The following is a 25,351-nucleotide window of genomic DNA, read 5'->3' as shown; positions in this document are numbered from 1 at the left end:
ACGTAAGGGCCCCTCACGCTGCATCGTGCACCCGTGCGCTGTCCTCCGGCACCTCGTCGCGCTCGAACATGCCGTAGTCCCTGATCACCGAAACGACGCGCAGGCGGTAGTCGGAGAAGACGCCGTGGCGGCCGGCCTGCTGTGCGCTCCTGTGCTCGGCGGTGTTGCGCCAGGTCGTAACGGCTTCCTCGTCCCGCCAGAACGATAGCGACAGGATCTTGCCGGGAACGGACAGGCTTTCGAAGCGCTCGATCGAGACGAAGCCGTCGATCGCCTGGAGCCGATCGCTCAGCCTTGCCGCAAGGTTCAGGTAGACGTCGCGCCGGCCGGTTGCGGGGGCGACTTCGAAGATGACCGCGATCATGGCGTCACCGTCGGAGCATGCGGCAGGGAGACGTTCCTGAGAAAGATCCGATCTTCCTTCAGGATGAAGCGCTTACGCCTTGCGAAGGCATAATTCTCCGCGCCAAGCGGATCGGCGGCCAGACGCGCGCGATAGGCCTCGTAGGCGGCGAGGCTCTCGACGCTGTAGACCCCATAGGCGGTTGTGGCCGATCCTTCATGGGGAGCGAAATAGCCGATCAGGTCCGCGCCGTTACGCGGGATCGCCTGCCCCCAGTTGCGGGCATATTCGGCGAACGCCTCCTTGCCGAACGGGTCGATTTCATAGCGGATGAAACAGGTGAGCATCTTCGGTTCCTTGACATTTTCGATGTCTCCTGATGCCATGTTGCGCGGCGCGAATGCTTCGATTATCATCGAAGTATGAAAGAAGGTCCGGACATAGCCCAGATCGGCGCGCTCATCGGCGATCCAGCGCGCGCCAACATGCTGACCGCCCTGATGGGCGGCCGGGCGCTGACGGCGACCGAGCTTGCAGGCGCTGCCGGGATCACGCTGCAGACGGCGAGTTCGCATCTGTCGAAGCTGGAGGCCGGCGGCCTCTTGGCCCAGCGCAAGCAGGGGCGGCACCGCTATTTCGCGCTGATGGACGACGAGGTCGGCCTCCTGCTCGAAGGGCTGATGGGCTTTGCCGCCAATCGCGGCTTCCTGCGCGCGCGGCCCGGACCGAAGGATCCGGCGCTGCGCAAGGCGCGGGTCTGCTACAACCATCTCGCCGGGGATTTCGGGGTGCGGATGCTGGACCGGATGGTCTTAGACGGGCATGTCGCGATCGAGGGGGATGACGCCGCGCTGACGAAAAGCGGCGAAGAACGGATGCGGCAGCTCGGAATAGACATGGATGCGCTGCACAGCCAGCGCAGGCCCGTCTGCCGCACCTGCCTGGACTGGAGCGAGCGGCGCTCGCATCTGGCCGGCTCGCTGGGCGAGGCGCTGCTTTCCCGCTTCATCGACGAGGGCTGGGCAAGGCGCAGCGGCGAAAGCCGCGCGATCCATTTCACGCCGACCGGCGAGCGCGCTTTCTGCGACCTGTTTCCCGTGCCCGACCGGGAATGAACTCTCCACGGCGGACCCGGCCGGTCAGGCGGCGCAGGTCACCGCAAGCCGCCGCACCCTGTTCCTCAAACGCATCAGCGGCCGGAAGCCGGCGCTCGTCCCACCTGCACGCCGGGATAGCCTTCCGCAGCGACGCGCGAACAGAGATCGGACCATTCGCATCCCGCGCAGGCCGGGCGCATCGCCTCGCCGCGAAACGCGGCACGGAGGCGATCAAGCAAGATCTCGTCCGGCATGAGGACGGTGCCGGTCGCGACCGGCCGACCGGTCACCTTTGCGACGGCCGCGGCGGCCAAACGGTCGCGTTCGATTACGCTTTCGCCGAAGCAGTGCGCGTCGCCGCAGAGCAGCGGCGCGCAGATGTCGTCAGGCCCGTCCACCAGCTCGATCGCTTCGCCCGCCGTCAGCCGGCGGGCGATCTGCCTGTAGTTCTCCACGAAGGCGGGGCTATAGCCCTTGCCGACGAAGGTGAGCATGCAGAGCAGGTGGTGGGCGCGCAGCCGGATGGTCACGGCGTTTCGATCTGCTTGCCGGCGACCGCCTTCAAAAGGGCCGCCGCAAGCGCCGACTTCAGCACTGCGCCGAGGATGAAGGGCACGACGCCCAGCATCAGCGCCTTTTCGGTGCCGATCAGCGTGGCGAGCCATGCGCCGCCGAGAACGAGGCAGAAGATGTTCGCAGCGAAATGCGCCGCGAAGCTGCGCACGAGACGGGCGCCTGTCCAGCCGCGCTCGGCAAGCCACCCGACCATCGCCGCCATCAGCGGAAAAGCCACAAGATAGCCCGCCGTCGGCCCGGCGAAGGGGGCAATGCCACCCGCGCCGCCCGCAAGCACCGGCAGGCCAACCATCGCCTCGCCGAGCCAGGCCAGAACCGTGACCGTGCCCAGACGCCAGCCATAGAGCGCGCCGATCATGGTGACGGCGAAGGTCTGCATGGTGATCGGCACCGGCACCATCGGCACGCTGATGCGCGAGGCCAAGGCGAGCGCCAGCGTGCCCGCGAGCACAAAGGCGACTCGAAGCGGCAGCGAGCGCGCGCCCAGGCGCAGGGGATCGAATCCGGACGGGCCGGCGACGGCGAGTTGGAACATGAAAGGGCCTCCTGTTGGCGTTTATAGATAACACGACAAATTATCTATAATTCCAACATTGGAGAGATCGAACCGGCGCGTCAAGAGATCGTCCGAGCCATACGATGCCTGCAGGACGGGCATGAAGCGCCAATAAATCCTATTAAATCAGATATTTAACAGGAAAAAAAATTATAGATAATTTCTTGAGGACAGAAGTTTCGAAGGAGCGGTCAGCCGACGATCGAAAAAATCTCGCGCGTCTCGCCGCTCTCGTTGCGCACCGGCGTGCGGCCGATCCACTGGACGTGGCGGCCGAGAATGGCCGCGGCCTCGTCGCCGTTGCCGCCGCGCAGAGCGGCGAGGATGGCGCGGTGATCGTGATCGGTGCGCGGCTGCCAGCTCGATCGCCAGGCGGAAAAGAGGAAACGGGCGCTTGCGGCATGCAGGTCGTCGATCGACGCCAGCAGCCGCGGCATCGCGCACGGCTCCAGGATCAGGCGGTGGAAGGCGCGGTTGGCCTCCTCCCAGGAACGGACGTCGGAGGCGCCGTCGGCCGCCGCAGTGGCCGCCTCCGCCCTGTCGAGGACCGCCGGCGTCAGGTTGGGAACGGCGTGCCGCAGCGCAAGAACCTCAAGCGCCGCACGCATTTCCGCCACCTCGCGCACCTCCCTGAGGTCGAAGGAGGCGACACGGACGCCGCGGCGCGGCTCGCTGACGGCAAGCCCCTGCGCCTCCAGCCGGCGGAACGCCTCGCGCACCGGAACGTGGCTGGCACCGAACTCTTCGGCGACATGATCCTGCCGCAGGCGCGCGCCGGGCGACAAGGCTCCGGAGATGATCCTCTCGGCGAGGACGCGGCTGATGCGGCTTGCGAGCGTGTCGTCTTGGATGTTTGCCATGCGCCACTGATAGAAGGCTCTTCCGGCGGTGTCGAGCGCCCTTGTCGGCTGCCCCAAGGTTGAGCTTTCCGCCGGCATCGTATAAAGGCCTGCACGACCCGGTCGCGCCGCCGAAACTCGAGACGGCGCCTCGCGCTCCTTGCCGGGGGCGCCTCCCAAAAGGACAGAACTCATGGACGGCTTCGACCTCATCATATTCGATTGCGACGGCGTGCTGGTTGATTCCGAAATCATCGCCGCCGAAGTCGAATCCCGCCTGCTGACCGAGGCCGGCTATCCGATCGGCGTGGAGGAAATGGGCGAACGCTTTGCCGGCATGACCTGGCAGAACATCCTGCTCACGGTCGAGCGCGAAGCTTCGATCCCGCTGTCGGCCTCGCTGCTCGACAAGTCGGAAAAGCTGCTGGACGATCGGCTTGCCCGCGAGGTCAAGGTGATCGACGGGGTGAAGTTCGCACTCTCGCGGCTGCGCCGCCCCTATTGCATATGCTCGAACTCGGCATCGCACCGGCTGGAGCTGATGCTGAACAAGGTCGGGCTGAAGGAGATCTTCGCGCCGCACATCTATTCGGCCAAGGATCTCGGCCCCGATCGCGTCAAGCCGAAACCGGACATCTTCCTGCATGGCGCCAAGCAGTTCGGCGCCGATCCGGCCCGGACTTTGGTGATCGAGGACTCGGTGCACGGCATAAACGGCGCGCGCGCCGCCGGCATGCGCGTCGTCGGCTTCACCGGCGCCTCGCACACCTATCCCTCGCATGCGGACCGGCTGACGGATGCGGGCGCGGAAACGGTCATTTCGCGGATGATCGACCTGCCGGGCGTCATCGCCGCGCTGGCGGAATGGCAGGAAGCGATCTGACACGCCGAAAGGCGTCTTTCTAAAGCCGCACGTTAAGGAGCACTTGCGCACCCCCGCGCGGCTCCCTGTCGCGTTCAAAATCGCGTTCAAATCGCCAGCGCGCACGCAATCATGCCCGTCAAGACATCACGCCGCGCCTCCAGAATGCGCGGCGGTCATGTCAGAAGCCGCCGATGATGCCGGCTTACTTCGTGTTGTAGGGGCCTTCGTCGAAGCCGACGTAGATCTTGGCGTAGGAGCCGGCGCCGCCGGGAATGACGATGTCGGCTTCCGTGAACACGAATTGCGCCGTGCCTTCGGCCGGGATCGTCACGCCGAACTTGTTGAGGTTCGAGTAGAGCGTGTTCTCGCCGTCGGAGGCGGCGACGCGGATCGGCAGGGTGACGGCGCCAGGATTGCCGGCCGGGCCCGAGACGATGCGGCCCTGGGCCAGCACGGTCACCTTCAGTTCGTTCGCCGTCTGCACGCACTGGCGCGTGGTCGCCGCCAGCGTCGCCTGGTAGATCAGCTTCTGCGGATCGTCCTTCGCGCCCCTGGCATAGGTGCGGTGCACCGCGGTGCCCTCGCGCAGATAGACCTGGGGGCAGGCGCCCTGGATCACCGCCGGCTGCTGCGAGGCCGCCTGTTGCCCCGAAGAAACGCCGAGATCGGCGGTCTTGTCTGTCTGGCTGCATCCCGTGACGATTGCGAGCAAAGTAACGCCCAGAAGGCGGCGGCCGGTCTTACCAATCACGTGTCTCTCACCCCTGCATTCGGACTTCGTGCGCCCGCTTCAACTTATAAAAAACGGGCCTTTCGAGACCCTCGCGGATGCTCTATAGCAGCGGTGCGGCAAAAAATCGATTGTCCAAAGAAGACCTTCCACTTTTTGCTGTATCCGTTCGCATGGGAGCGCTTGCGCCTTCATGCCAGGCACGCCGACGGGCCGCGCAGCCTCGTCACGCTCCGCAATGCGCGGCCGACGCCGCGACCGAACAGGAAGGAAGTTTCGTGAACGCAGACGCATGCCGCACCGGCCTCCTGCCTCCGACCGCTCCTTCGCACACGTCCACCGGACAGTTTCAGGCCGTACAAATTCAGGAATGATCACGTGAAGTACATCTCGACGCGGGGCGAGGCCCCTACCCTCGGTTTCTGCGACGCGCTGCTTGCCGGCCTTGCGAGCGACGGCGGCCTCTACGTTCCCAAGGAATGGCCCTCGTTCTCGAAGAAACAGATCCGGGCGATGCGCGGCATGACCTACCAGCAGGTCGCCTTCACCGTGCTGTCGCCGTTCGTGAACGGCGAGATCGACGACAAGACGCTGAAGGCGATGATCGACGAGGCCTATGGCACCTTCCGTCATCCGGCCGTGGCACCCCTGGTGCAGACAGGCCCCGACGCGTTCATCCTTGAACTGTTCCATGGCACCACGCTCGCCTTCAAGGACGTGGCGATGCAGCTTCTTGCACGCCTGATGGACCACGTGCTGGCAGAGCGCGGGCAGCGCGCCACGATCGTCGGCGCCACCTCGGGCGATACCGGCGGGGCTGCGATCGACGCCTTTGCCGGACGCGAGCGCACCGACATCTTCATTCTCTTCCCGCACGAAAAGGTCTCGCCGGTCCAGCAGCGGCAGATGACGACGTCGAGCGCGGCCAACGTGCATGCGATCGCGGTGAAGGGCAATTTCGACGACTGCCAGAACCTCGTCAAAGCCATGTTCAACGACATGGGCTTCCGCGAGAAGATGCAGCTTTCCGGCGTCAACTCGATCAACTGGGCGCGCATCATGGCCCAGATCGTCTACTACTTCACGAGCGCGGTCGCCCTCGGCGGGCCGGACCGCAAGATCTCCTTCACGGTGCCGACCGGCAATTTCGGCGACATCTTCGCAGGCTTCGTCGCCAAGCGCATGGGACTGCCCGTCGACCGGCTGGTGATCGCCACCAACGACAACGACATCCTTGCGCGCACGCTCAAGACCGGGCGCTACGAGATGCGCGGCGTGGTTGCGACCACCTCGCCATCGATGGACATCCAGATCTCCTCCAACTTCGAACGCCTTCTGTTCGAGGCCTACGGGCGCGAACCGGCGGCGATCCGCACGTTGATGGAGGGGCTGAAGCAGTCCGGCGCCTTCGAGATCGAGGAAAAGGCCCTGAAGGCGATCCGCAAGGAATTCCGCGCCGGCCGCGCCACCCAAAAGCAGGTGGCAAAGACGATCACAGAAACCCTTGAAAAGACAGGCTATCTGCTTGATCCGCACACCGCCACCGGCGTCTTCGTCGCGGCCAAGAACGCCCGTCCGGCAAGCCCCATGGTGACGCTTGCGACCGCCCATCCGGCAAAATTCCCCGCCGCGGTAAAATCGGCGAGCGGTATTGACCCGGCGCTTCCGTCGTGGCTTGCTGACATGATGCAAAGGGAGGAGCGGTTCGAAATCCTGGATCCGGAACTTGCCACCGTGGAAGCCTTCGTCGGCCAACACTCCCGAATTCGGGGTTAGTAATCGCGGAAAGTCGGAAAATGAGAGTTGAGTGCACCAGGCTGCCGTCGGGTCTGACGGTCGTCACCGAGAACATGCCGCATCTGGAGAGCGTCGCGCTCGGCGTGTGGATCAAGTCCGGCTCCCGAAACGAGACGCCGGAAGAGCACGGGATTGCCCATCTGCTCGAACACATGGCCTTCAAAGGCACGGCACGCCGGTCGGCCCGGCAGATCGCCGAGGAGATCGAAAACGTCGGCGGCGAAGTCAACGCCGCCACCTCCACGGAGACGACGTCCTACTACGCCCGCGTGCTCAAGGACCACGTCCCTCTCGCCACCGACATCCTTGCGGACATCCTGACCGAGTCCGCCTTCGACGAGGAAGAACTGGTTCGCGAGAAGCAGGTGATCCTGCAGGAGATCGGCGCCGCCAACGACACGCCGGACGACGTCATCTTCGACAAGTTCTCCGAGGTCGCCTATCGCGACCAGACGATCGGCCGGGCGATCCTCGGCACGCCGGAATCGCTGATGTCGTTCGCGCCTCAGCAAATCCGCGGCTATCTCGGTCGCAACTATACGACCGACCGCATGTTCGTGGTGGCGGCCGGTGCCGTCGATCACGACAACTTCGTGGCCGATGTGGAGAAGCGTTTCTCCACGCTGCCGCAGACGCCATCCGCCACGCCCGTCCTCGAGACCGCCCACTATACCGGCGGCGACGTGCGCGAGACGCGCGACCTGATGGATGCGCAGGTGCTGCTCGGCTTCGAGGGCAAGGCCTACCATGCCCGCGACTTCTACTGTTCGCAGATCCTCGCCAACATTCTGGGTGGCGGCATGTCCTCGCGGCTGTTCCAGGAAGTGCGCGAGTATCGCGGGCTCTGCTATTCCGTCTATGCCTTCCACTGGGGTTTCTCCGATACCGGCATCTTCGGCATCCACGCCGCGACCGGCGGCGAGAACCTTCCGGAACTGGTGCCTGTCATCATCGAGGAACTGCGCAAGTCCGCCGACCGGATCGACCAGCAGGAGATCGACCGGGCACGGGCGCAGATCCGCGCGCAGCTTCTGATGGGACAGGAAAGCCCGGCGGCTCGCGCCGGCCAGATCGCCCGGCAGATGATGCTCTATGGCCGCCCGATCCCGAACGATGAACTGATGGAACGGCTTGAGAGCATCACCGTCTCGCGGCTCACGGATCTCGCTGGCCGCCTGTTCTTCGACACAAGGCCCACCCTGTCGGCCATCGGCCCGCTGGAGCATCTCGCTTCGGCCGGCGATATCGTCAGCGCCCTGTCGCGCGGTGAGGCTCCCCAGCGCGCTGCAAGCTAAGTCGTCGGGCACCGCCTTCGCCCATGATCCTCGGGCGAAGGCCACAGCGCCGGCATCGGCGCCCCTGCCTGCGGCGTGATCGTGCAGCGCCATCATGCAGCCCGAAACATCCGGTTTGACGGGATTGCCGGCGTTGTCCTAGTGTCATTCTGTCAAGGCTGGCGCAGCCCGGCCGGCATCGGCGCACTCGCCGCAACGGAGAGACATGCATGGCACGGTCGGTATTTCGGTTCCTGTCGCGGCAGTCCGACACCGTGGTGCTCGAAGGTGGCGCGCATATGCTGCGCCTGCCGCGCTTTTCCGATTATCGGCAATGGTACCAGCTTCGTTCCGAAAGCCGCCGGTTCCTCGAGCCCTGGGAGCCGACATGGCGGAGCGACGAACTTTCTGAAAGCTCCTACCGCGCGCGCGTGGTGCGCAACGAGCAGGAATTCGCCAGCGGCCAGGCATTGCCGCTGTTCCTCTTTCTCAAGGACGAACAGTGCCTGCTGGGCGGCATGACGATCGGCTATATCCGCCGCGGGGCGGCGCAATGCTGCATGATCGGCTACTGGATGGGCGAGCGCCATGCCGGCCGCGGCCACATGCTTTCCGCCGTCCAGTTGGCCGTCCCCTACATCTTTTCAGAGCTTCAGTTGCACCGTATCGAGGCAGCCTGTATTCCTGAGAACACGAGGAGCATTCGCCTCCTTGAAAAGGCCGGCTTTCAGCGCGAAGGCTACCTGAGAGAATATCTGAAGATAAACGGGGAGTGGCGCGACCATCTGATGTATTCGCTGCTGGCAGGGGACAGAAGCCAGCAGCCGATGCAGGTCACGCCGGAGAGAGGGCTGCAAGACCCCCAGGCGACAGGAAATTAACGCTTCGATGACATTCCGATCCGTGCCGTCACTGCTGTTCGTCAGCCGGGCGCTGGCCCTTATCCTACTGACGGCGCTCTCGCTCGTCGGGCCGCTTGCCACGAGCGCACAGGCCGTCGAGCCGGTGCAGATTTCCCGTGACGACACGGCACTCGACATCACGGCGACGACGGAGATCTACACCGGCCGCGGCGAGGCCTTCCAGGTCTCCACGGCACCCGGTACGGACGGCATCGTGCGCCGCATCGAAGTGCGCGCCGCCAACCCGACACACGAGGGCGACTGGGCGGTCTTCGCGCTGACCAACGTTTCCGACGAACAGATCGACCGCGTCATCGTCGCCCCGCATTTCCGGCTCGTCGGATCGAAGATCATCTGGCCCGACCTCGGCTCGCAGCGCATCCTCTCCATCACGCCGAGCGAAGGCTTCGCGCTCGACCGGCAGCCGAGCGACGAGGCGGACGTGTTCCGGATCACGCTCAACCCGGGCTCGGTCGTCACCTTCGTCGCCGAGCTTGCGACGCCGGACCTGCCGCAAATGTATCTGTGGGAACCGGACGCCTACAAGGACACCGTCAACGCGTTCACGCTCTACCGCGGCATCGTGCTCGGCATCGCAGGCCTTCTGGCCGTGTTCCTGACGATCCTGTTCGTCGTGAAGGGCACCTCGATGCTGCCGGCGACGGCGGCACTCGCCTGGGCGGTGCTGGGCTATATCTGCGTCGATTTCGGGTTCCTGTCCAAGCTGATCAGCGTGACTGCGGGCGACGAGCGGATATGGCGCGCGGGAACGGAAGTGTCTCTTTCGGTCGGCCTCGTCGTCTTCCTGTTCACCTACCTGAATCTGAACCGCTGGCATGCGCACCTGTCCTATGCGACGCTTGCCTGGATCCTTGGCCTCGGGCTTTTGTTCGGCGTGGCCGTCTACGACCCGCCGATCGCCTCTGGCATCGCCCGCATCTCCTTTGCGCTCACGGCTTCCGCAGGCATCGTCCTGATCGCCTATCTCGGCTTCAGGCGCTACGACCGCGCGATCCTGCTCGTACCCGCCTGGGCGCTGATCCTCGTCTGGCTGTTCGGCGCCTGGATGACGGTGACGGGCAGGCTCGACAACGACATCATCCAGCCCGCCCTCGGCGGCGGCCTGGTGCTGATCGTGCTTCTGATCGGCTTCACCGTCATGCAGCACGCCTTTACCGGCGGCGCCTACCAGCAGGGCCTGTTCTCCGACCTGGAACGACAGTCGCTGGCGCTCACCGGCTCGGGCGACACGGTCTGGGACTGGGACGTTGCGCGCGACCGTGTCGTCACCATCCCCGACATTTCGGCGCAGCTCGGCCTGTCGCCCGGCGTCATGCACGGGCCGGCGCGCAACTGGCTGCCGCGCCTGCACCCCGACGACCGGGACCGGTTCCGCGCGACGCTCGACGTTCTCCTGGAGCATCGCCGCGGTCGCCTGAACCACCAGTTCCGCGTCCGCGCGGAGGACGGCCACTACCATTGGCTGGCGATCCGTGCCCGGCCGGTTCTTGGCTCCAACGGCGAGATCATTCGCTGCGTCGGCACGATCGTCGACATCACCGAGCAGCGCAACTCGGTTGACCGGCTGCTGCAGGACGCGCTGCACGACAACCTCACGGGCCTGCCGAACCGCCAGGTCTTCCTCGACCGGCTGCAGGCCATGCTCTCGATCGCCGGCTCCGGCGAGACGGTACGCCCGACCGTGCTGGCGATCGACATCGATCGCTACAAGCAGGTCAACGACGCGCTCGGGATTGCCGCCGGGGACAACATCCTCGTGGCCCTTTCCCGGCGCCTGCGCCGGCTCCTGAAGCCGCAGGACACGCTTTCGCGCCTTTCCGGCGACCAGTTCGGCCTGATCCTGCTCTCCGAGCGCGATCCGGCCAAGGTGGCGGACTTTGCCGAGGCGGTCAGCAAGGCGATCACCGTGCCGATCAACTTCGCCAACCGCGAGATCATCCTGACAGCATCGATCGGGCTCGTCTCCTGGCTCGACCCGCAGCAGGACGCGGCAAGCCTGCTCAACGATGCGGAGCTTGCCATGTACCGCGCCAAGAAGGCCGGGGGGAACCGCGTCGAACCCTTCCGCCCCGCCTTCCGCACCATGGGCACCGACCGGCTGCAGCTGGAAACGGACCTGCGGCGCGCCATCGAGCGCAAGGAACTGTCGCTCGTCTACCAGCCGATCGTGCGGCTTGCGGACGCGGAGATCGCCGGCTTCGAGGCGCTGATGCGCTGGGAGCATCCCAAGCGCGGCAGCATTTCGCCGGAAGAGTTCATCCCGATCGCCGAACAATCCGACCTGATCAGCCAGCTCGGCGCGTTTGCCTTCGACAAGGCGGCAAGCGACCTGATGGACTGGCAGTTGCAGACCGGCGATCTGCCGATCTTCGTCTCGGTCAACCTCTCCAGTGCGCAGCTTCTCAACAACGAACTCTACAACGACGTGCGCGCGGTGCTTTCCAAAACCCGCTGCGAGCCGCACAAGCTGAAGTTCGAGCTGACGGAATCGGTAGTGATGGAGAATGCCGAGCAGGCGCGGCTGGTGCTCAACAAGCTGCGCGAGGCAGGCCTCGGACTATCGCTCGACGATTTCGGCACCGGCTATTCCTCGCTCGCCTATCTCACCCGTTTCCCCTTCGACACGATCAAGATCGACAAGGCGCTGGTGCGCGACAGCTCCGACAAGCGCACGGTCCTGCTGCGCTCCGTCATCTCGATGGCGCGCGAGATGGAAATGCAGGTTGTCGCCGAAGGCATCGAGACCGAAGAGGATGCGATCGAACTCGGTCGCATGGGCTGCGAATACGGCCAGAGCTACCTGTTCGGCCCGCCGATCAACTACGATTCCGTGCTGCGGCTGCTGAAGGAACGGTTTCCCCTGATGAAGCGGGCGTGAGCCGGCGACCAATCGTCCCTACCCTGACACGCCGTTTCTTCATACGCCTTGTCCCCTCACTCCCGTGGCTTTGACACAAGGCTGCGGACGAATTCCAGCTTCTCGACCACCGCGGGCGACAGCACGAACGGATAGCTGTCCGGCTGCCCCATGGAGCGCTGGATCTCGTTGACGGCGACGCTGAGCGGCACCCATGAGACGACCAGCCGCTTGGCACTTCGGACGCGGTAGGGATCAAAGGTCACATCCGCCTCCAGTTCCTCGTGCCCCCCCGGGTCGGTGTTGAGGCCGAAGGCACGCGCCGTCTCCAGCGTATCGACGATGTGGACGTAATGCGCCCAGCATTCGGCGAAATCCTCGGCCGGGTGGGCGCTTGCATAGGGGCTGATGAAACGCTGCTCCCAATCGGCCGGGGGGCCTTCGCGATAATGCCGCTGAAGTGCAGTGCCGTAGTCCTCGCTCTCGTCGCCGAAGACGGCGCGGCAGCGGGCGAGATCCTCCTCGTCTTCGACCAGCCGCCCCCAGTAGAAATGGCCTACCTCATGGCGGAGATGACCGAGAAGAGACCTATGGCGCTCATCCATCGCGACGCGGACGGCCTCGCGCACGTCGTCGTCCGCCTCCGCCGCCCGCAGGCTGATCTGGCCGTTCTCATGGCCGGTCATCGCCGGAACGAAGTTGCCGTTCGCGTCGAGCTCGTCGGCCAGGAAGTCGAAGACGAGACCTTTTTCCGGCTGCTCCTCTCGGGTCGGATGCGGCAAGTTCCAGCGCAGGATCGAATAGAAGAGATGCTGCTGCGCAGCGCCGATGCGTTGCCAGCGCTGCAGGCCGACCGGATCGGTGGTCGGTACGATGCGATTGTGCATGCAGGCAAGGCAGAAGGGCCGGTCGCTTCCTTCCGGCACCAGCCAGTTGCACACGTCGATCGCCGCATTGTCGCACAATCGCCTGAGCACACCCGGCTTGCCGACGACCTCGAAACTCCCGTCCTCGACCGGGACAAGTGCGCGCAGGCACATTTCCGACGTGTCGAAGCCGAGCCGCGCGCCGCAGCGAACGCATTGGCGGTTGCGGAAATGAAGCGTCTGACCGCAGGTGTCGCACTGAAAGAGCCGCATAGGGGTCTCCAACGGCAGGCCGGATGCCGCGCCGTGAGGATTGCTGGCACACAACGCACCTGTCCGGCTTCGGTTCCCGCACGATCTTCTATCCGCCCCAATCGACCTGCGTCGGCCATCCAAAGGCACCTCGCCCGACCGATCTGGACGACGGGGAGCGCGACGCGTGTCGGGGCTGCATCTGATGCGTGTGCATGCGCCGGGCGGGCGGCTGCCCACCCGCGTTCGAGCATCGGGCGTCAGGCGTGGCCAGCTTCCATCGAGAGCATCGCGGGCGTGACCCCCATGGAGGCAAGGGCGCGGTCGTACTTCTCGCCGATCGGCGTATCGAAGATCAGCTCGTCGAAGGCCGGGCAGGTCAGCCAGCCGTTGGAGGCGATCTCGTTTTCCAGCTGTCCCGCGCCCCAGCCGGCATAGCCGAGCATCAGCAGGCCGCGCCGCGGGCCTTCGCCACGCGAAATGGCGCGGACGATATCGAGGGTGGCGGTCAGGCTGATTTCGTCGCTGACGGGGATGCTGGATTCGGAACTGTAGTCGTCCGAGTGCAGGACGAAACCGCGGCCGCTTTCGACCGGACCGCCGCAGCGGATCGGAAAGTCGATCGTGCGCGTCGGCAGGCGGATCAGCTCATCCTCCTCGACCAACTGCAGGTGCAGCAGGACGTCGGAAAAGCTCATCTGCTGGGGCCGGTTGATGATGAAGCCCATCGCTCCATCGTCTGAATGGGCGCAGATATAGACCACCGTGCGCTCGAAATTCTTGTCGAGCATTCCCGGCATGGCGATCAGGAATTGACCGTCAAGGAAGCCCCGTTCACGTCTGTTTTTCAGGACCGACATCGCCATAATGCAAACAGCCTATCAATTCGCGGCGAAATGAAAAGCGACTTCTAGACGCCGCGACCCTTTTGTTCGATGCTCGGCGAGCACCCCTCTCCATGAACTGGGCTGGCGAATGCGACATTCAAGAGAATATGATCGGGAATTGCCGGAAATTGATGGAATCTCGCTCCGAGCGACGCTACATGCGCATCTTATGAAACGCTTTCGTTTGCTCCTGTCCGGTCTCTGTGTCCTTGCCCTGTCGCCGGGTATGGCGGCGGCTGCGAGTTCGCCATGGTTCGAAACACAGGGCGGCGGTGTGCGGCTGGTAGTACTGCCTGAGGAGCCGGACGGCGCGATCCCGGCCCTGCTCGACATCAAGCTCGAACCCGGCTGGAAGACCTATTGGCGCGATCCGGGGCAAAGCGGCATATCACCGTCGATCACGTTTTCGAAAGAGTCCGGGCTGACGCTGCAGTCGGTCGGCTTTCCGGCGCCCAAGCAGTTCGACGACGGCTTCACGCGCTATGCCGGCTACGACCGCTCGGTCGCCCTGCCGCTGACGCTGCGGCGCACCGGCGCGCCCGCCGATGGCGGCGACATCTCTGCGTCCATCTTCCTCGGCATGTGCAAGAACATCTGCATTCCCGTCCAGGCTGACCTGTCGGTCGGCGTCAAGGCGGCGATGACGACCGATCCGGTCGAAAAGGCAATCGTCGCCGCCGCCGTGGCGGCGCTGCCGGCTGCCCCTTCGCCCGGCTTCACCGTCACCGACGCGCACTGGAACAAGGCGGGCGACGCGTTGATGGTGTCGTTTACCGCGCCCGAGCCGACGACCGAGCGGCCGATGCAGGTCTTCGTTTCCGGGCCGCCCGGCTACCAGTTCGACACGTCTGCTACACCGGTGCGGGAGGGCGATGCCTATCGCATCGAGGTGCCGCTGCGCTACCGGCCGAAATCGGCGAACCTCGCCGATGGCGATTTCCTGTTCACCGCCGAGAGTGGCGGGAAGACGCTGGAAATGCAGCTTGCCATCGATTGAGCGCGGCCTATATTCCGCGGCGACCGCCGTGCGTCCGCACGGACGTTTCAAGCCAAGGAGAACGATCGTGACGATTGCCGTAGGAGACAGACTGCCCGACCTGAAGCTCAAGGAACGCACCGCGGACGGCCCGGTGGACGTATCCACCGGCGACCTGTTTTCGGGCAAGCGCGTCGTCCTCTTTGCCGTTCCCGGCGCGTTTACGCCAACCTGCTCGCTGAACCACCTGCCGGGCTATCTCGAAAACCGTGACGCGATCCTCGCCAAGGGCGTGGACGACATCATCGTCGTCGCCGTCAACGATCACCACGTCATGGGCGCCTGGGCGAATTCCACGGGTGCAGCCGGCAAGCTGCGCTTCATCGCCGACTGGGACGCAGCCTTCACCAAGGCGCTCGGCCTGGACGCCGACCTCTCCGCAGGCGGCCTCGGCGTGCGCTCCAAGCGCTACTCGATGCTGGTCGAGGACGGCGTGGTCAAGACGCTCAACGTCGAGGAAAGCCCCGGCCAGGCGACCGTCTCGGCCGCCGCTGCGATGATCGGGCAGCTCTGAGGCGAGCAGAAGGACCTGCGGCACTGGCCCCACCTGCACGCCTTGCCGACTGGCCATCCCTGCTCCCGTCGCCCCGGACTTGATCCGGGGTCCAGCAGCGCCGCGTCGGCTGCGCAGGCAAATGCATTTTCGCGCAAGGACTTGCGCGGCTGGATGCCGGATCAAGTCCGGCATGACGGAGAATATTGAAGCCCGGGCATGACGACGAGATGTGTGGCAGCTTCATGCTACCGTCACCCCGGCCTTGAGCCGGGGTCCAGCGGCGCCGCGTCTGCGGCGCGGGAAATGCTCTATCGCGCAAGGATTTACGCGGCTGGATACCGGATCAGGTCCGGCATGACGGAGAATATTGAAGCCCGGGCAGGTTCAGGGCGCGTGACCAGCCCTGACCTGCTGCCCCTGCTTAAAGGCCCTCACCGCTTCTTGAACGGCTCCATGCCCATGCGCGCCAGCTCGTCGGCGCGTTCGTTCTCGGGGTGCCCGGCGTGGCCCTTGACCCAGTGCAGCGTGACCTTGTGGCGGCGGCGGGCCTCGTCGAGGGCCTGCCAGAGCTCACCGTTCTTCACCGGCTTCCTGTCGGCAGTCTTCCAGCCGTTCTTCTTCCAGCCGTGGATCCACTTCTCGATGCCGTCCATGACGTATTTCGAGTCCGTGTAGAGGTCGACCTCGCAAGGCGCCTTCAGCGCGTCCAGCGCAGAAATGGCCGCAAGCAGTTCCATGCGGTTGTTGGTCGTCTGCGGCTCGCCGCCGGAGAGTTCCTTCTCGACCTCGCCGTAGCGCAGCACGGCGCCCCAGCCGCCCGGACCCGGATTGCCCGAGCAGGCGCCGTCGGTGAAAATGTCGACATGCTTCATCGATGCACCATCATCGCACCAGGCCGTATTCTTCGGCCGACTTCACCTGGCGATGGAAGCGCAGCTTCTTCAGGTATTCGAGCGGGTCCTTCTTGACCACCAGGGCACCCGGCGGCGTCATCAGCCAGTCGTAGAGCCGGGTGAGGAAGAAACGCAAAGCCGAGCCGCGCGCCAGAAGCGGCAGCGACTTCAGCTCCGCCCCGTTCAGCGGGCGCACCTGCTCGTAGCCGTCCAAAAGCGCCATGCCCTTGGTCATGTTGAACGAACCGTCCTTCTCGAAGCACCAGGCATTGATGCAGACGGATACGTCATAGGCATAGGTGTCGTTGCAGGCGAAATAGAAATCGATAAGGCCCGACAGCTGGTCGCCGATGAAGAAGACGTTGTCGGGGAAGAGGTCAGCATGGATGACGCCGTGCGGCAGCGTCTTCGGCCAATGGCTTTCGAGGAAATCCAGCTCGTCGGCGATCTCGTCCTGCAGGCCGGCCTCGACCTCGTCGGCACGGGCTGCAGACTTGTCCCAGAGCGGCCGCCAGCCGTCGACGGAAAGCGCGTTCTTGCGGGTGAGCTGGAAGCCAGCGCCTGCGACATGCATCTCGGCCAGCGCACGGCCGACCTCTCGGCAATGCTTCGCTGCCGGCTTGCGCAGCCACATGCCTTCCAGAAAGGTGATCATCGCGGCCGGGCGGCCGGAAAGCTCGCCCAGCAACTCGCCATCCTTGCGCGACAGGGGTAGAGGGCAGTTCAGGCCGCGGTCGGCGAGATGGTGCATGAGGCCCAAGAAGAACGGCAGGTCCTTCGGATCGACGCGCTTTTCGTAGAGCGTCAGGATGAAGGCGCCCTTCGTGGTGTGCAGGAGGAAATTGGAATTCTCGACCCCCTCGGCAATGCCCTTGTAGGAAAGCAGCGTCCCGGCCTCGTAGTTGGTCAGGAAGCGGGCGAGGTCGTCTTCGGTGATATCGGTATAGACTGCCAAATCTCTAGCTCACGCTTGAAGGCCATGCACGGACGCGATCTTTCAGAATCGTTTCCCGCGCTTCGGTTCTAGATACTACGCATATGTTTTCGCGCAAAACCGCAACGCACTTTTGCGCGATGCGCGTGACGGCCAACTCTATTCCCCGTTGACGAATGCCATGTCGGCCTGCGTCAGCTCGATGCCGCGAAGCTCGCGGTTGACGAGGAAGTTCTCGGTCTCCTCCACGGTATCGGCCAGCTCCACCGTCGTGTCGTATCGGGCGCGGAACGCCTCGATGATCTCGTCGACGATGACCTCCGGCGCCGAAGCACCTGCCGACAGGCCGACGGTGCGTATTTCGCCGAGGTCGTTCCAGTCGATCTCGGCGGCGCGCTGGACCAGCAGCGATCTCTTCGCGCCTGCCCGCAGGGCCACCTCGACGAGGCGCTTGGAGTTGGAAGAGTTCGGCGCGCCGACGACGAGAAAGAGATCGCAGCCCGGAGCCGCCTGCTTCACCGCCTCCTGGCGGTTGGTGGTGGCGTAGCAGATCGAATCGGCCGCGGGTGCCGTCAGGTTCGGAAAGCGCTCCTTCAGGCGCGCGATCACACCTGCCGTGTCATCCACCGAAAGCGTCGTCTGCGTCACGAAGCCAAGGTTGTCGGGATCTGCGGGAACATAGGCATCGGCATCCTCGATGGTCTCGACCAGCGAGACAGAGCCTTCCGGCAACTGCCCCATGGTGCCGATCACCTCGGGATGGCCGGCATGGCCGATCAGGACCACGTGACGGCCGAGCCGCTGGTGGCGCATGGCCTGCTTGTGGACCTTGGAGACCAGCGGGCATGTGGCATCGAGATAGAAGAGGTTGCGGGCGACCGCGTCCTCCGGCACCGACTTCGGGACGCCGTGGGCGGAGAAGACGACCGGCTGGGCGCGATGCTCCTCGGGGATCTCATCGAGTTCCTCCACGAAGATCGCCCCCTTGGCCTCGAGCCCTTCCACGACGTAGCGGTTGTGGACGATCTCGTGGCGGACGTACACCGGCGCGCCATAGGCCTTCAGCGCCAGGACGACGATCTGGATCGCCCTGTCGACGCCGGCGCAAAAACCGCGCGGGCCGCAGAGGCGGATCGTCAGGGGAGAAAGGGCAGTGGAAGAAGCCATGTTCAGGATGTCACCGGTGTCCAGTTCATTTGGGCGCTTGCAGGCGTGTCCGCCAGACGTCTGGTCGCAATTTTGCGAAGTCACCGGCATTTATCACAAATCGCCGTCGATGAAAGCGCCAACCGGCAGCCGGCCGGACTCAACGCCGCGAGCGCCAGATATAGAAGCCGCTGACACCGACCAGCGCCAGTGCCAGCCCGTACCACGTCATTGCATATTGCAGGTGGTTGTTCGGCAGGTCGAACTGGGTGACGCCGCCGACCGGCAGGCCGCCGGGATTGGGCGCGTCGCCGGCATCGACGAAGAAGGGCACGAGCGCTTCGGGCGCAATACCGTCGCTCGATGCCATCGCCGAAAGGTCCTTCCAGTAGAACACGTTCCTGGCCAGATCATTGTCGGGGACAAGCGAGGACGGCTTGCCGGCAAGCCTGTCGCGCGCAAGGCCGCTGATCGCCTGAACGCCTTCGACCTCGCCTTCCCGCCGCGTTTGCGGCTCCTTCCTGTCATAGGGCACGAAGCCGCGGTTGACGAAGACGAAGCGCCCGTCGGCCATCTGCAGCGGCGTATAGACGTGATAGCCGGACTGGCCGTCGAAGGTTGCGAGGAAGTGCCGCTCGCGACCGTGGTCGAACACGCCGGTGACCGTGACGGGACGGTATTCGATGTCGCCACCTTCCCGCTTCACCTGCTCGATCGCCTCGATTGCAACGGGTGCGGCATGGCGCCGCTCCGTCATGTCGGCAAGAAGCCTTTCCTTCCAGGCGAGACGCTGCATCTGCCAGGTGCCGAGCGACAAGAGGACTGCAAGGGAAGCGACCAGCGCGCAGACCGCGAACACTGCCCTGCCGCGCCCGGTCCTTGTCGCCGCCTGTTCAGCCACGGTCGATTTCCCCGGGGCGGGCATTGTTGCGGTATTGCAGCGCGACCAGCACGCCCTTGAGCATCCGCGTCAGCGCGAGGCCGAGCCCGATCGCAAGCGGGATCCACAGAATGAAGTGCAGCCACATCGGTGGGCTGAAGTTGACTTCCATCCAAAGGGCGGCACCGACGACGAGGAAGCCTACGATCAGAAGCACGAAGACGACGGGACCGTCGCCGGTCTCGGCAAAGGCGTAATCCAGCCCGCAGGCGGCACAGCGCGGCTTCAGCTTTAGGTATCCGTCGAAAAGCTTGCCCTGGCCGCAGCGGGGGCAATGGCCGCGCAGGCCCGTCGAAAACGGATCAACCGGCGGGTACAGGGCCTTGTCTTCGCTCATTATCGCACTCCGTCCACGCGACCGGTCGCGCACCTTGCCCAGCCTGACGCCATGCCCGTTCAAAATGCAAGGGCACGGCGCGGTCGCTGCGTCCTGCGCAGAGGCTTTGCCGGCCCGATCGCACGGAGGCCGGCGAAGCCATTCCAAAATGAAAACGGCCGCATCTCTGCGGCCGTCTCCGGTATTGCTTGCGGCAGATCACATGTGGGCGACCGGCGCACCCCAACCACCCCAGATGTAGATGGAGAAGAAGAGGAACAGCCAGACGACGTCGACGAAGTGCCAGTACCAGGCGGCGGCTTCCAGGCCGAAATGCTGCTGCGGCGTGAAGGCGCCGCGGGCGGCGCGGATCAGGCAGACCAGCAGGAAGATCGTGCCGACCAGAACGTGGAAGCCGTGGAAGCCGGTGGCCATGAAGAAGGTCGCGCCGTAGATGGAATCCTTGAACGCGAACGGAGCGTGGGCGTACTCGTAGGCCTGCACGAAGGAGAACAGGACACCGAGCAGAACGGTCAGCGTCAGGCCGTTGATGAGGCCCTTGCGGTCGTTGTGCAGGATGGCGTGGTGCGCCCAGGTGACGCAGGTGCCCGACAGAAGCAGGATGATGGTGTTGTAGAGCGGCAGGTGCCAGGGATCGAGAACCTCGATGCCCTTCGGCGGCCAGACGCCGCCGGTGTGCTCGACACGGGTTGCCTGGATCGCCTCGGCCGGGAACAGGCTGGCGTCGAAGAAAGCCCAGAACCAGGCGACGAAGAACATCACCTCGGAGGCGATGAACATGATCATGCCGTAGCGCAGGTGCAGCGAAACGACGCGGGTGTGGTGACCTTCGTCGCCTTCCTTGATCGTATCCGCCCACCAGCCGTACATCGCATAAAGCGTGATCACGAGGCCGATGAGGAGGATCCAGGGATTGGCCATCTCGATGCCGAACAGCTTCAGCGAGCCGCCGGCGTGATAGCGCATGTAGACGATGCCGCCGATGGCGAGCACGAATGCACCGACCGAGGACAAGAGTGGCCAGGGGCTCGGATCGATGATGTGGTAGTCGTGATTCTTCTGGTGCGCTTGCGCCATGTCAGTGATCCCCGAATGTCTCCCGTTGACGTCCTCCGGCAGGCCGGAAAACGCGTGTCTCCTAAAGTTTTTTCGCAGCCTCGCCCCCGGCATCGGATGCCGAAGCCACCGGCTTCGTCTTCTCGTGCGGGAAGAAGGTGTAGGAAAGCGTGATCGTATGCACGTTCTTCGTCTCGACCGGGTCGACGATCGCCGGATCGATGAAGAACAGGACCGGCATTTCCATTTCCTCGCCGGGCTTCAGCGTCGTCTCGGTGAAGCAGAAGCACTGGACCTTGTTGAAATAGGCGCCGGTCGCCTCCGGCGTGACGTTGAACGTCGCCTGGCCGGTGGTCTCGAAGCTGGCGTTGTTGCGCGCCCGGTAGTTCACCATCACCGTCTCGCCGATCTTGAGCTCGATCTCGCGCTGGACGGGCTGGAAGCTCCAGGGCAGGCCTGGCGCCGTGTTGGCGTCGAAGCGGACCTTGATCTTCCTGTCGAGGATGACGGAGGATGCCTGCTCGACGCGCTGCGTGGTGCCGCCGTAGCCGGTGACCTTGCAGAACATCTCGTAGAGCGGAACGGCCGCATAGGCCATGCCGAGCATGGCGATGACAAAGGTGAGGCACACGGTCACGATCGTGCCGTTGCCAAGCTTTCCTTCGTTTCCGGCTCCGCCCTTGCTCATCGTCAGCCTGCAATCCCGCCGGCAATCTTCACCAGCGTGATGATGTAGAACATCACGACCAGCACCGCGAGCACGACGGCAAGTGCCACGTTGCGCCCGCGCCGGGACTTCTTCTGCTTTTCGCTGAGGCTGACCGTTTCCATCACAGGCTCCATCCTGCCGCCATCACGGCATGGTCGATCATCAGGCCGGAGAAGATGGCGAAGAGGTAGAATATCGAATAGGCGAAGAGCTTCTTGGCCGGCACCATGACGCGATCGCTTTCCGGCATGCGCAGCACGCCGATGGAATAGGCGACGAAGGCGAGACCCATGACGGCCGCGAAGATGCCGTAAGCGATGCTGGCAAAGCCAAGACAGCTCGGCACCACGGAAATGATCGCCGTCAGAACCGCATAGATCAGGATCTGCTGCTTGGTCGTCTTCTCACCCGCCACGTTCGGCAGCATGGGCACGCCGACATCGGCGTAATCCTTCATCTTGAAGAGCGCCAGCGCCCAGAAGTGGGCCGGGGTCCACAGGAAGGTGATCAGGAACAGCACGATGCTCTCGATCGAGACGCCGCCCGTGACGCAGGCCCAGCCGATCATTGGCGGGAAGGCGCCTGCAGCACCGCCGATGACGATGTTCTGCGGCGTCGAGCGCTTCAGCCACATCGTATAGATGACGGCGTAGAAGAAGATGGTGAAGGCGAGAAGCCCGGCCGACAGCCAGTTGACCGCAAGCCCCAGGATCGCAACCGAGAAGGCCGACAGCGTCAGCCCGAAGGCCAGCGCCTCGCGCGGCTTGACGCGGCCGGAAGGAATGGGACGCTTTGCGGTGCGCGACATGACGGCATCGATGTCGGCGTCGTACCACATGTTCAGCGCGCCGGACGCGCCGGCGCCCACGGCGATGCAGAGGATGGCGATCGCCCCGATGATCGGGTTGATATGGCCTGGCGCCAGCACCAGTCCGGCAAAGGCGGTAAAGACGACCAGGGACATGACGCGCGGCTTGAGAAGCTCGAAATAATCGCGCGCAGTCGCTTCGGAGAGGAGCGTATCCCCGCCGTCCGCAGCCGCTTCGTGATGATCGATGATTGCCATATCGTCTGTCGCTCGCTTGGCCGGTTCATCCGGCCCTTGATATGAGAGGCCGCCGGACCGGCGGCCTCCATGTTCGAATGGGATCCTACTTGATCCGGGGCAGTTGTTCCCACTGGTGGAACGGCGGCGGAGAAGAGAGCTGCCATTCCAGCGTGTTTGCACCTTCGCCCCACGGGTTGTCGCCGGCGACGCGCTTCCTTGCGAAGGCCTCGAAGACGCCGAAGAGGAAGATCAGCACGGCGACGCCCGAGATGTAGGAGCCGTAGGAGGATACAGCATTCCAGCCTGCAAATGCATCCGGATAGTCGATGTAGCGGCGCGGCATGCCGGCCAGACCCAGGAAATGCTGCGGGAAGAACACGAGGTTCACGCCGATAAACATGACCCAGAAGTGCAGCTTGCCGATGAACTCGGAGTACATGTAGCCGCTCATCTTCGGGAACCAGTAGTACCAGGCCGCGAAGATCGCGAAGACGGCGCCGAGCGACAGCACATAGTGGAAGTGGGCGACCACATAGTAGGTGTCGTGCAGCGCACGGTCGAGGCCGGCGTTCGCAAGCTGGACGCCCGTGACGCCGCCGACGGTGAACAGGAAGATGAAACCGATCGCCCAGACCATCGGCGTCGTGAAGCGGATCGAACCGCCCCACATCGTCGCGATCCAGGAGAAGATCTTGATGCCCGTCGGGATGGCGATGACCATCGTGGCGAAGACGAAGTAGCGCTGCGTGTCGAGCGACAGGCCGACCGTGTACATGTGGTGCGCCCACACGATGAAGCCGACGGCGCCGATCGCCACCATGGCGTAGGCCATGCCGAGATAGCCGAAGATCGGCTTCCTCGAGAACGTCGAGACGATGTGGCTGACGATGCCGAAGCCGGGCAGGATCAGGATGTACACTTCCGGGTGGCCGAAGAACCAGAACAGGTGCTGGAACAGGATCGGGTCGCCGCCGCCGTCGGGCGCGAAGAAGGTCGTGCCGAAGTTGCGGTCGGTCAGGAGCATGGTGATCGCGCCTGCGAGAACCGGCAGCGAGAGCAGCAGCAGGAAGGCGGTGATCAGCACCGACCAGGCGAAGAGCGGCATCTTGTGCAGCGTCATGCCCGGCGCGCGCATGTTCAGGATCGTGGTGATGAAGTTGATCGCGCCGAGGATCGACGAGGCGCCGGCGATGTGCAGGCCGAGGATGGCGAAATCCATCGCCGGTCCGGGCTGGCCGGAAGTCGACAGCGGCGGATAGATTGTCCAGCCGCCGCCCGAACCGTAGGCGCCCGCGGGTCCCTCGACGAACATCGACAGGAACACGAGGAGGAAGGCGGGGATGATCAGCCAGAACGAGATGTTGTTCATGCGCGGGAACGCCATGTCCGGCGCGCCGATCATGATCGGCACCATCCAGTTGGCGAAGCCGCCGATCAGCGCCGGCATGACCATGAAGAAGATCATGATGAGGGCATGCGCGGTGGTGAACACGTTGAACATGTGCTTGCCGCCGTCGATGGCGGCATCGCCCTCGAAGCCGTAGACCATGGCGGCCAGGCCGTGGAAGATCTGGATGCCCGGCTCCTGCAGCTCGGCGCGCATGGCGACCGAGAGCGCGCCGCCGACGATGCCGGCGAAGATCGCGAAGATCAGGTAGAGCGTCCCGATGTCCTTGTGGTTCGTCGAGAGGAACCAGCGGACGAAGAACGAGGGCTTGTGGTCGTGATGACCGTGGTGGTCATCGTGGGCAGCGGTTGTTCCGGCCATTGAGGCTCTCCCTTGGAATTACTGCGCGGCGTTCTGTGCGACGTCGACGGACTTCCGTTCGCCGTCGACGGACGCTACCAGAGCCTTGTTGGCCTCACCGATATTGGTCGCAGCTGCGGCAAGCCAGGTGTCGAACTTGTCCTGCGAGACGACGCGGACAGCGATCGGCATATAGGCATGGTCCTTGCCGCACAGCTCGGAACACTGGCCGTAGAAGAGGCCTTCACGCTCGGCCTTGAACCAGGTCTCGTTCATGCGACCCGGCACGGCGTCGATCTTCACGCCGAAGGAAGGCATCGCAAAGGCGTGGATCACGTCTGCGCCGGTCACGAGGAGACGGACGTGCTTGCCGACGGGAACAACAACTTCGTTGTCCACGGCGAGCAGGCGCGGATAGACCGCCTTGTCTTCCTTGCCGAGAGAAGCGCGATCGGCATCCTGCAGCATCAGGCTATCGAAGGAAAGCGGGTTTTCGCCGACCTGGTACTCATAGCCCCAGTACCACTGAAAGCCGGTCGCCTTGATCGTCAGCTCGGGCTCCTCGGTGGGAGCGAGCTGCTTCGTCAGCAGCTGGAAGGAGGGAACTGCGAGGAGGAGCAAGATCACCACCGGACCGATTGTCCAGATGACCTCGATCGCCGTGTTGTGGCTCGTCCTGGAGGGAACCGGATTCGCGCCCTCGCGGAACTTCACCACGATGATGATCAGGAGGAGAAGAACAAACAGCGTGATCGGAACGATGAACCACAGGGTGTACTGTTCGAACCAGCGGATCTCTTCCATGATCGAGGTTGCCGCGGGCTGCAATCCCTTCTGCCAATCGACCGGCTGGTCGGCGAAGGCGCCCGAAGCAAACAGCAGACAGCATACCGCCGTCATCGCTGCAAAAGCCTTGTTAATCACAACATATCTCCCCAAAGCGTTTGATAGGGATCAAACGATTGCCGCAGAATCCCTGCTATGCTGACTGCTTAAAATCACAGTTTCCCGTTTGCCGCAACAGCCACGAACCGTTGCTCGTGCGGCATTTTTGCGCAAAGACAAGTCCTGGCGGGACATAGCCAAACTTTCGTCCAACTCTTTGTAAACGCGAACGCGCGAGCGCCGGCCGGCAATCTGGGAGCGA

The 25,351-nt window shown here is 64.2% G+C and carries 27 protein-coding genes; 8 read left to right on the top strand and 19 right to left on the bottom strand.

The features are described from left to right. Positions 1 to 13: 13 nt before the first annotated feature. Entirely contained in the window at positions 14 to 364 is a 351-nt protein-coding gene (locus HV823_RS13970) for an antibiotic biosynthesis monooxygenase family protein (protein ID WP_176950323.1), read from the bottom strand. After that, positions 361 to 690, bottom strand: coding sequence for an NIPSNAP family protein (locus HV823_RS13965; protein ID WP_176950322.1), 330 nt, complete (start codon positions 688 to 690; stop codon positions 361 to 363). Before HV823_RS13965 ends, HV823_RS13970 begins: the two co-directional genes overlap by 4 nt. Before the next feature lie 75 nt (positions 691 to 765). Between HV823_RS13965 and HV823_RS13960 the strand changes: the two genes are divergently transcribed. Further along, positions 766 to 1,458, top strand: coding sequence for an ArsR/SmtB family transcription factor (locus HV823_RS13960; RefSeq protein WP_176950321.1), 693 nt, complete (start codon positions 766 to 768; stop codon positions 1,456 to 1,458). A 74-nt stretch (positions 1,459 to 1,532) separates the two neighbouring features. On the opposite strand, the gene HV823_RS13955 is transcribed toward HV823_RS13960, so the two are convergent. From HV823_RS13955 to HV823_RS13945, 3 genes are all read right to left on the bottom strand, one after another. Next, positions 1,533 to 1,970, bottom strand: coding sequence for a DUF1284 domain-containing protein (locus tag HV823_RS13955; protein WP_176950320.1), 438 nt, complete (start codon positions 1,968 to 1,970; stop codon positions 1,533 to 1,535). Next, positions 1,967 to 2,551 carry a biotin transporter BioY gene (locus HV823_RS13950; RefSeq protein WP_176950319.1) on the bottom strand — a complete coding sequence of 195 codons (585 nt, stop codon included), beginning with the start codon at positions 2,549 to 2,551 and terminating at the stop codon, positions 1,967 to 1,969. The genes HV823_RS13955 and HV823_RS13950 overlap by 4 nt, the downstream gene beginning before the upstream one ends. 212 nt (positions 2,552 to 2,763) lie before the next feature. Further along, the gene (locus HV823_RS13945; protein WP_176950318.1) at positions 2,764 to 3,432 is read right to left on the bottom strand and encodes a GntR family transcriptional regulator; all 669 of its coding nucleotides are present in this window, start codon (positions 3,430 to 3,432) and stop codon (positions 2,764 to 2,766) included. A 172-nt stretch (positions 3,433 to 3,604) separates the two neighbouring features. Here HV823_RS13945 and HV823_RS13940 point away from each other — a divergent pair, with 172 nt between their 5' ends. Further along, positions 3,605 to 4,294, top strand: a complete 690-nt coding sequence (locus HV823_RS13940) for an HAD family hydrolase (RefSeq protein WP_176950317.1) — start codon at positions 3,605 to 3,607, stop codon at positions 4,292 to 4,294. Between the two features lie 184 nt (positions 4,295 to 4,478). Here the strand turns inward: HV823_RS13940 and HV823_RS13935 are convergent, their stop codons facing one another. Then, positions 4,479 to 5,027 (bottom strand): hypothetical protein, encoded by a 549-nt coding sequence (locus tag HV823_RS13935; protein WP_176950316.1) that lies wholly within the window; start codon positions 5,025 to 5,027, stop codon positions 4,479 to 4,481. Positions 5,028 to 5,384: 357 nt separating this feature from the next. On the opposite strand from HV823_RS13935, the gene thrC reads away from it, so the two are divergent. From thrC to HV823_RS13915, 4 genes are all read left to right on the top strand, one after another. After that, positions 5,385 to 6,782: a threonine synthase gene (thrC, locus tag HV823_RS13930; protein ID WP_176950315.1), complete on the top strand. Its 1,398-nt coding sequence runs from the start codon at positions 5,385 to 5,387 to the stop codon at positions 6,780 to 6,782. Between the two features lie 20 nt (positions 6,783 to 6,802). Continuing rightward, positions 6,803 to 8,098 carry a M16 family metallopeptidase gene (locus tag HV823_RS13925; RefSeq protein WP_176950314.1) on the top strand — a complete coding sequence of 432 codons (1,296 nt, stop codon included), beginning with the start codon at positions 6,803 to 6,805 and terminating at the stop codon, positions 8,096 to 8,098. Positions 8,099 to 8,307: 209 nt separating this feature from the next. Continuing rightward, positions 8,308 to 8,958, top strand: a complete 651-nt coding sequence (locus HV823_RS13920; RefSeq protein ID WP_176950313.1) for a GNAT family N-acetyltransferase — start codon at positions 8,308 to 8,310, stop codon at positions 8,956 to 8,958. Positions 8,959 to 8,965: 7 nt separating this feature from the next. Beyond that, a complete protein-coding gene (locus HV823_RS13915) occupies positions 8,966 to 11,878 on the top strand; it encodes an EAL domain-containing protein (protein ID WP_176950312.1) in 2,913 nt (970 codons plus the stop codon). Positions 11,879 to 11,934: 56 nt separating this feature from the next. Here HV823_RS13915 and HV823_RS13910 read toward each other — a convergent pair whose 3' ends face one another. Both HV823_RS13910 and HV823_RS13905 read right to left on the bottom strand, forming a co-directional pair. Beyond that, the gene (locus HV823_RS13910; RefSeq protein ID WP_176950311.1) at positions 11,935 to 12,996 is read right to left on the bottom strand and encodes a zinc-binding metallopeptidase family protein; all 1,062 of its coding nucleotides are present in this window, start codon (positions 12,994 to 12,996) and stop codon (positions 11,935 to 11,937) included. A 239-nt stretch (positions 12,997 to 13,235) separates the two neighbouring features. Beyond that, on the bottom strand, positions 13,236 to 13,841 hold the full coding sequence (locus HV823_RS13905) for a YqgE/AlgH family protein (RefSeq protein WP_176950310.1): 606 nt from the start codon (positions 13,839 to 13,841) through the stop codon (positions 13,236 to 13,238). 190 nt (positions 13,842 to 14,031) lie between these two features. Here HV823_RS13905 and HV823_RS13900 point away from each other — a divergent pair, with 190 nt between their 5' ends. Both HV823_RS13900 and HV823_RS13895 read left to right on the top strand, forming a co-directional pair. Next, positions 14,032 to 14,859 (top strand): protein-disulfide reductase DsbD domain-containing protein, encoded by an 828-nt coding sequence (locus HV823_RS13900; RefSeq protein ID WP_176950309.1) that lies wholly within the window; start codon positions 14,032 to 14,034, stop codon positions 14,857 to 14,859. Positions 14,860 to 14,926: 67 nt separating this feature from the next. Further along, positions 14,927 to 15,412 carry a redoxin family protein gene (locus HV823_RS13895; RefSeq protein WP_176950308.1) on the top strand — a complete coding sequence of 162 codons (486 nt, stop codon included), beginning with the start codon at positions 14,927 to 14,929 and terminating at the stop codon, positions 15,410 to 15,412. Positions 15,413 to 15,825: 413 nt separating this feature from the next. Here the strand turns inward: HV823_RS13895 and rnhA are convergent, their stop codons facing one another. The 11 genes from rnhA to coxB form a co-directional block, all read right to left on the bottom strand. Next, the gene (gene rnhA, locus HV823_RS13890; RefSeq protein ID WP_176950307.1) at positions 15,826 to 16,266 is read right to left on the bottom strand and encodes a ribonuclease HI; all 441 of its coding nucleotides are present in this window, start codon (positions 16,264 to 16,266) and stop codon (positions 15,826 to 15,828) included. 10 nt (positions 16,267 to 16,276) lie between these two features. Further along, positions 16,277 to 17,242 carry a homoserine kinase gene (locus tag HV823_RS13885; RefSeq protein ID WP_176950306.1) on the bottom strand — a complete coding sequence of 322 codons (966 nt, stop codon included), beginning with the start codon at positions 17,240 to 17,242 and terminating at the stop codon, positions 16,277 to 16,279. Between the two features lie 138 nt (positions 17,243 to 17,380). Then, the gene (gene ispH / locus HV823_RS13880; protein WP_425487662.1) at positions 17,381 to 18,388 is read right to left on the bottom strand and encodes a 4-hydroxy-3-methylbut-2-enyl diphosphate reductase; all 1,008 of its coding nucleotides are present in this window, start codon (positions 18,386 to 18,388) and stop codon (positions 17,381 to 17,383) included. Positions 18,389 to 18,527: 139 nt separating this feature from the next. Then, the gene (locus tag HV823_RS13875; RefSeq protein WP_176950305.1) at positions 18,528 to 19,292 is read right to left on the bottom strand and encodes an SURF1 family protein; all 765 of its coding nucleotides are present in this window, start codon (positions 19,290 to 19,292) and stop codon (positions 18,528 to 18,530) included. Further along, positions 19,261 to 19,644: a DUF983 domain-containing protein gene (locus tag HV823_RS13870; RefSeq protein WP_176950304.1), complete on the bottom strand. Its 384-nt coding sequence runs from the start codon at positions 19,642 to 19,644 to the stop codon at positions 19,261 to 19,263. The genes HV823_RS13875 and HV823_RS13870 overlap by 32 nt, the downstream gene beginning before the upstream one ends. Positions 19,645 to 19,842: 198 nt before the next feature. Next, on the bottom strand, positions 19,843 to 20,721 hold the full coding sequence (locus HV823_RS13865) for a cytochrome c oxidase subunit 3 (RefSeq protein ID WP_176950303.1): 879 nt from the start codon (positions 20,719 to 20,721) through the stop codon (positions 19,843 to 19,845). Positions 20,722 to 20,782: 61 nt separating this feature from the next. Continuing rightward, complete coding sequence (locus HV823_RS13860; protein ID WP_176950302.1) at positions 20,783 to 21,388, bottom strand: cytochrome c oxidase assembly protein; 606 nt, start codon at positions 21,386 to 21,388, stop codon at positions 20,783 to 20,785. A gap of 2 nt (positions 21,389 to 21,390) precedes the next feature. Beyond that, a complete protein-coding gene (locus tag HV823_RS13855) occupies positions 21,391 to 21,531 on the bottom strand; it encodes a hypothetical protein (RefSeq protein WP_097135614.1) in 141 nt (46 codons plus the stop codon). Next, positions 21,531 to 22,475, bottom strand: a complete 945-nt coding sequence (locus HV823_RS13850) for a heme o synthase (RefSeq protein WP_176950301.1) — start codon at positions 22,473 to 22,475, stop codon at positions 21,531 to 21,533. The genes HV823_RS13855 and HV823_RS13850 overlap by 1 nt, the downstream gene beginning before the upstream one ends. Positions 22,476 to 22,560: 85 nt before the next feature. Further along, on the bottom strand, positions 22,561 to 24,225 hold the full coding sequence (ctaD, locus tag HV823_RS13845; RefSeq protein ID WP_176950300.1) for a cytochrome c oxidase subunit I: 1,665 nt from the start codon (positions 24,223 to 24,225) through the stop codon (positions 22,561 to 22,563). 18 nt (positions 24,226 to 24,243) lie between these two features. Next, positions 24,244 to 25,128, bottom strand: a complete 885-nt coding sequence (gene coxB / locus HV823_RS13840; protein ID WP_176950299.1) for a cytochrome c oxidase subunit II — start codon at positions 25,126 to 25,128, stop codon at positions 24,244 to 24,246. Between the last annotated feature and the right edge of the window lie 223 nt (positions 25,129 to 25,351).

Source organism: Mycoplana rhizolycopersici (assembly GCF_013378445.1).
Classification (GTDB): domain Bacteria; phylum Pseudomonadota; class Alphaproteobacteria; order Rhizobiales; family Rhizobiaceae; genus Mycoplana; species Mycoplana rhizolycopersici.
The sequence above is the reverse complement of the archived record's forward strand: the minus strand, read 5'-3'. Positions and strand labels throughout refer to the sequence as shown.

What these genes read in the sequence shown, in the direction of transcription:
- HV823_RS13970 (WP_176950323.1), bottom strand. Translation starts at nt 364, where the DNA reads ATGATCGCGGTCATCTTCGAAGTCGCCCCCGCAACCGGCCGGCGCGAC.
- HV823_RS13965 (WP_176950322.1), bottom strand. Translation starts at nt 690, where the DNA reads ATGCTCACCTGTTTCATCCGCTATGAAATCGACCCGTTCGGCAAGGAG.
- HV823_RS13960 (WP_176950321.1), top strand. Translation starts at nt 766, where the DNA reads ATGAAAGAAGGTCCGGACATAGCCCAGATCGGCGCGCTCATCGGCGAT.
- HV823_RS13950 (WP_176950319.1), bottom strand. Translation starts at nt 2,551, where the DNA reads ATGTTCCAACTCGCCGTCGCCGGCCCGTCCGGATTCGATCCCCTGCGC.
- HV823_RS13945 (WP_176950318.1), bottom strand. Translation starts at nt 3,432, where the DNA reads ATGGCAAACATCCAAGACGACACGCTCGCAAGCCGCATCAGCCGCGTC.
- HV823_RS13940 (WP_176950317.1), top strand. Translation starts at nt 3,605, where the DNA reads ATGGACGGCTTCGACCTCATCATATTCGATTGCGACGGCGTGCTGGTT.
- HV823_RS13925 (WP_176950314.1), top strand. Translation starts at nt 6,803, where the DNA reads ATGAGAGTTGAGTGCACCAGGCTGCCGTCGGGTCTGACGGTCGTCACC.
- HV823_RS13920 (WP_176950313.1), top strand. Translation starts at nt 8,308, where the DNA reads ATGGCACGGTCGGTATTTCGGTTCCTGTCGCGGCAGTCCGACACCGTG.
- HV823_RS13915 (WP_176950312.1), top strand. Translation starts at nt 8,966, where the DNA reads ATGACATTCCGATCCGTGCCGTCACTGCTGTTCGTCAGCCGGGCGCTG.
- HV823_RS13910 (WP_176950311.1), bottom strand. Translation starts at nt 12,996, where the DNA reads ATGCGGCTCTTTCAGTGCGACACCTGCGGTCAGACGCTTCATTTCCGC.
- HV823_RS13905 (WP_176950310.1), bottom strand. Translation starts at nt 13,841, where the DNA reads ATGGCGATGTCGGTCCTGAAAAACAGACGTGAACGGGGCTTCCTTGAC.
- HV823_RS13900 (WP_176950309.1), top strand. Translation starts at nt 14,032, where the DNA reads ATGAAACGCTTTCGTTTGCTCCTGTCCGGTCTCTGTGTCCTTGCCCTG.
- rnhA (WP_176950307.1), bottom strand. Translation starts at nt 16,266, where the DNA reads ATGAAGCATGTCGACATTTTCACCGACGGCGCCTGCTCGGGCAATCCG.
- ispH (WP_425487662.1), bottom strand. Translation starts at nt 18,388, where the DNA reads ATGGCTTCTTCCACTGCCCTTTCTCCCCTGACGATCCGCCTCTGCGGC.
- HV823_RS13875 (WP_176950305.1), bottom strand. Translation starts at nt 19,292, where the DNA reads ATGCCCGCCCCGGGGAAATCGACCGTGGCTGAACAGGCGGCGACAAGG.
- HV823_RS13870 (WP_176950304.1), bottom strand. Translation starts at nt 19,644, where the DNA reads ATGAGCGAAGACAAGGCCCTGTACCCGCCGGTTGATCCGTTTTCGACG.
- HV823_RS13865 (WP_176950303.1), bottom strand. Translation starts at nt 20,721, where the DNA reads ATGGCGCAAGCGCACCAGAAGAATCACGACTACCACATCATCGATCCG.
- HV823_RS13860 (WP_176950302.1), bottom strand. Translation starts at nt 21,388, where the DNA reads ATGAGCAAGGGCGGAGCCGGAAACGAAGGAAAGCTTGGCAACGGCACG.
- HV823_RS13855 (WP_097135614.1), bottom strand. Translation starts at nt 21,531, where the DNA reads ATGGAAACGGTCAGCCTCAGCGAAAAGCAGAAGAAGTCCCGGCGCGGG.
- HV823_RS13850 (WP_176950301.1), bottom strand. Translation starts at nt 22,475, where the DNA reads ATGGCAATCATCGATCATCACGAAGCGGCTGCGGACGGCGGGGATACG.
- ctaD (WP_176950300.1), bottom strand. Translation starts at nt 24,225, where the DNA reads ATGGCCGGAACAACCGCTGCCCACGATGACCACCACGGTCATCACGAC.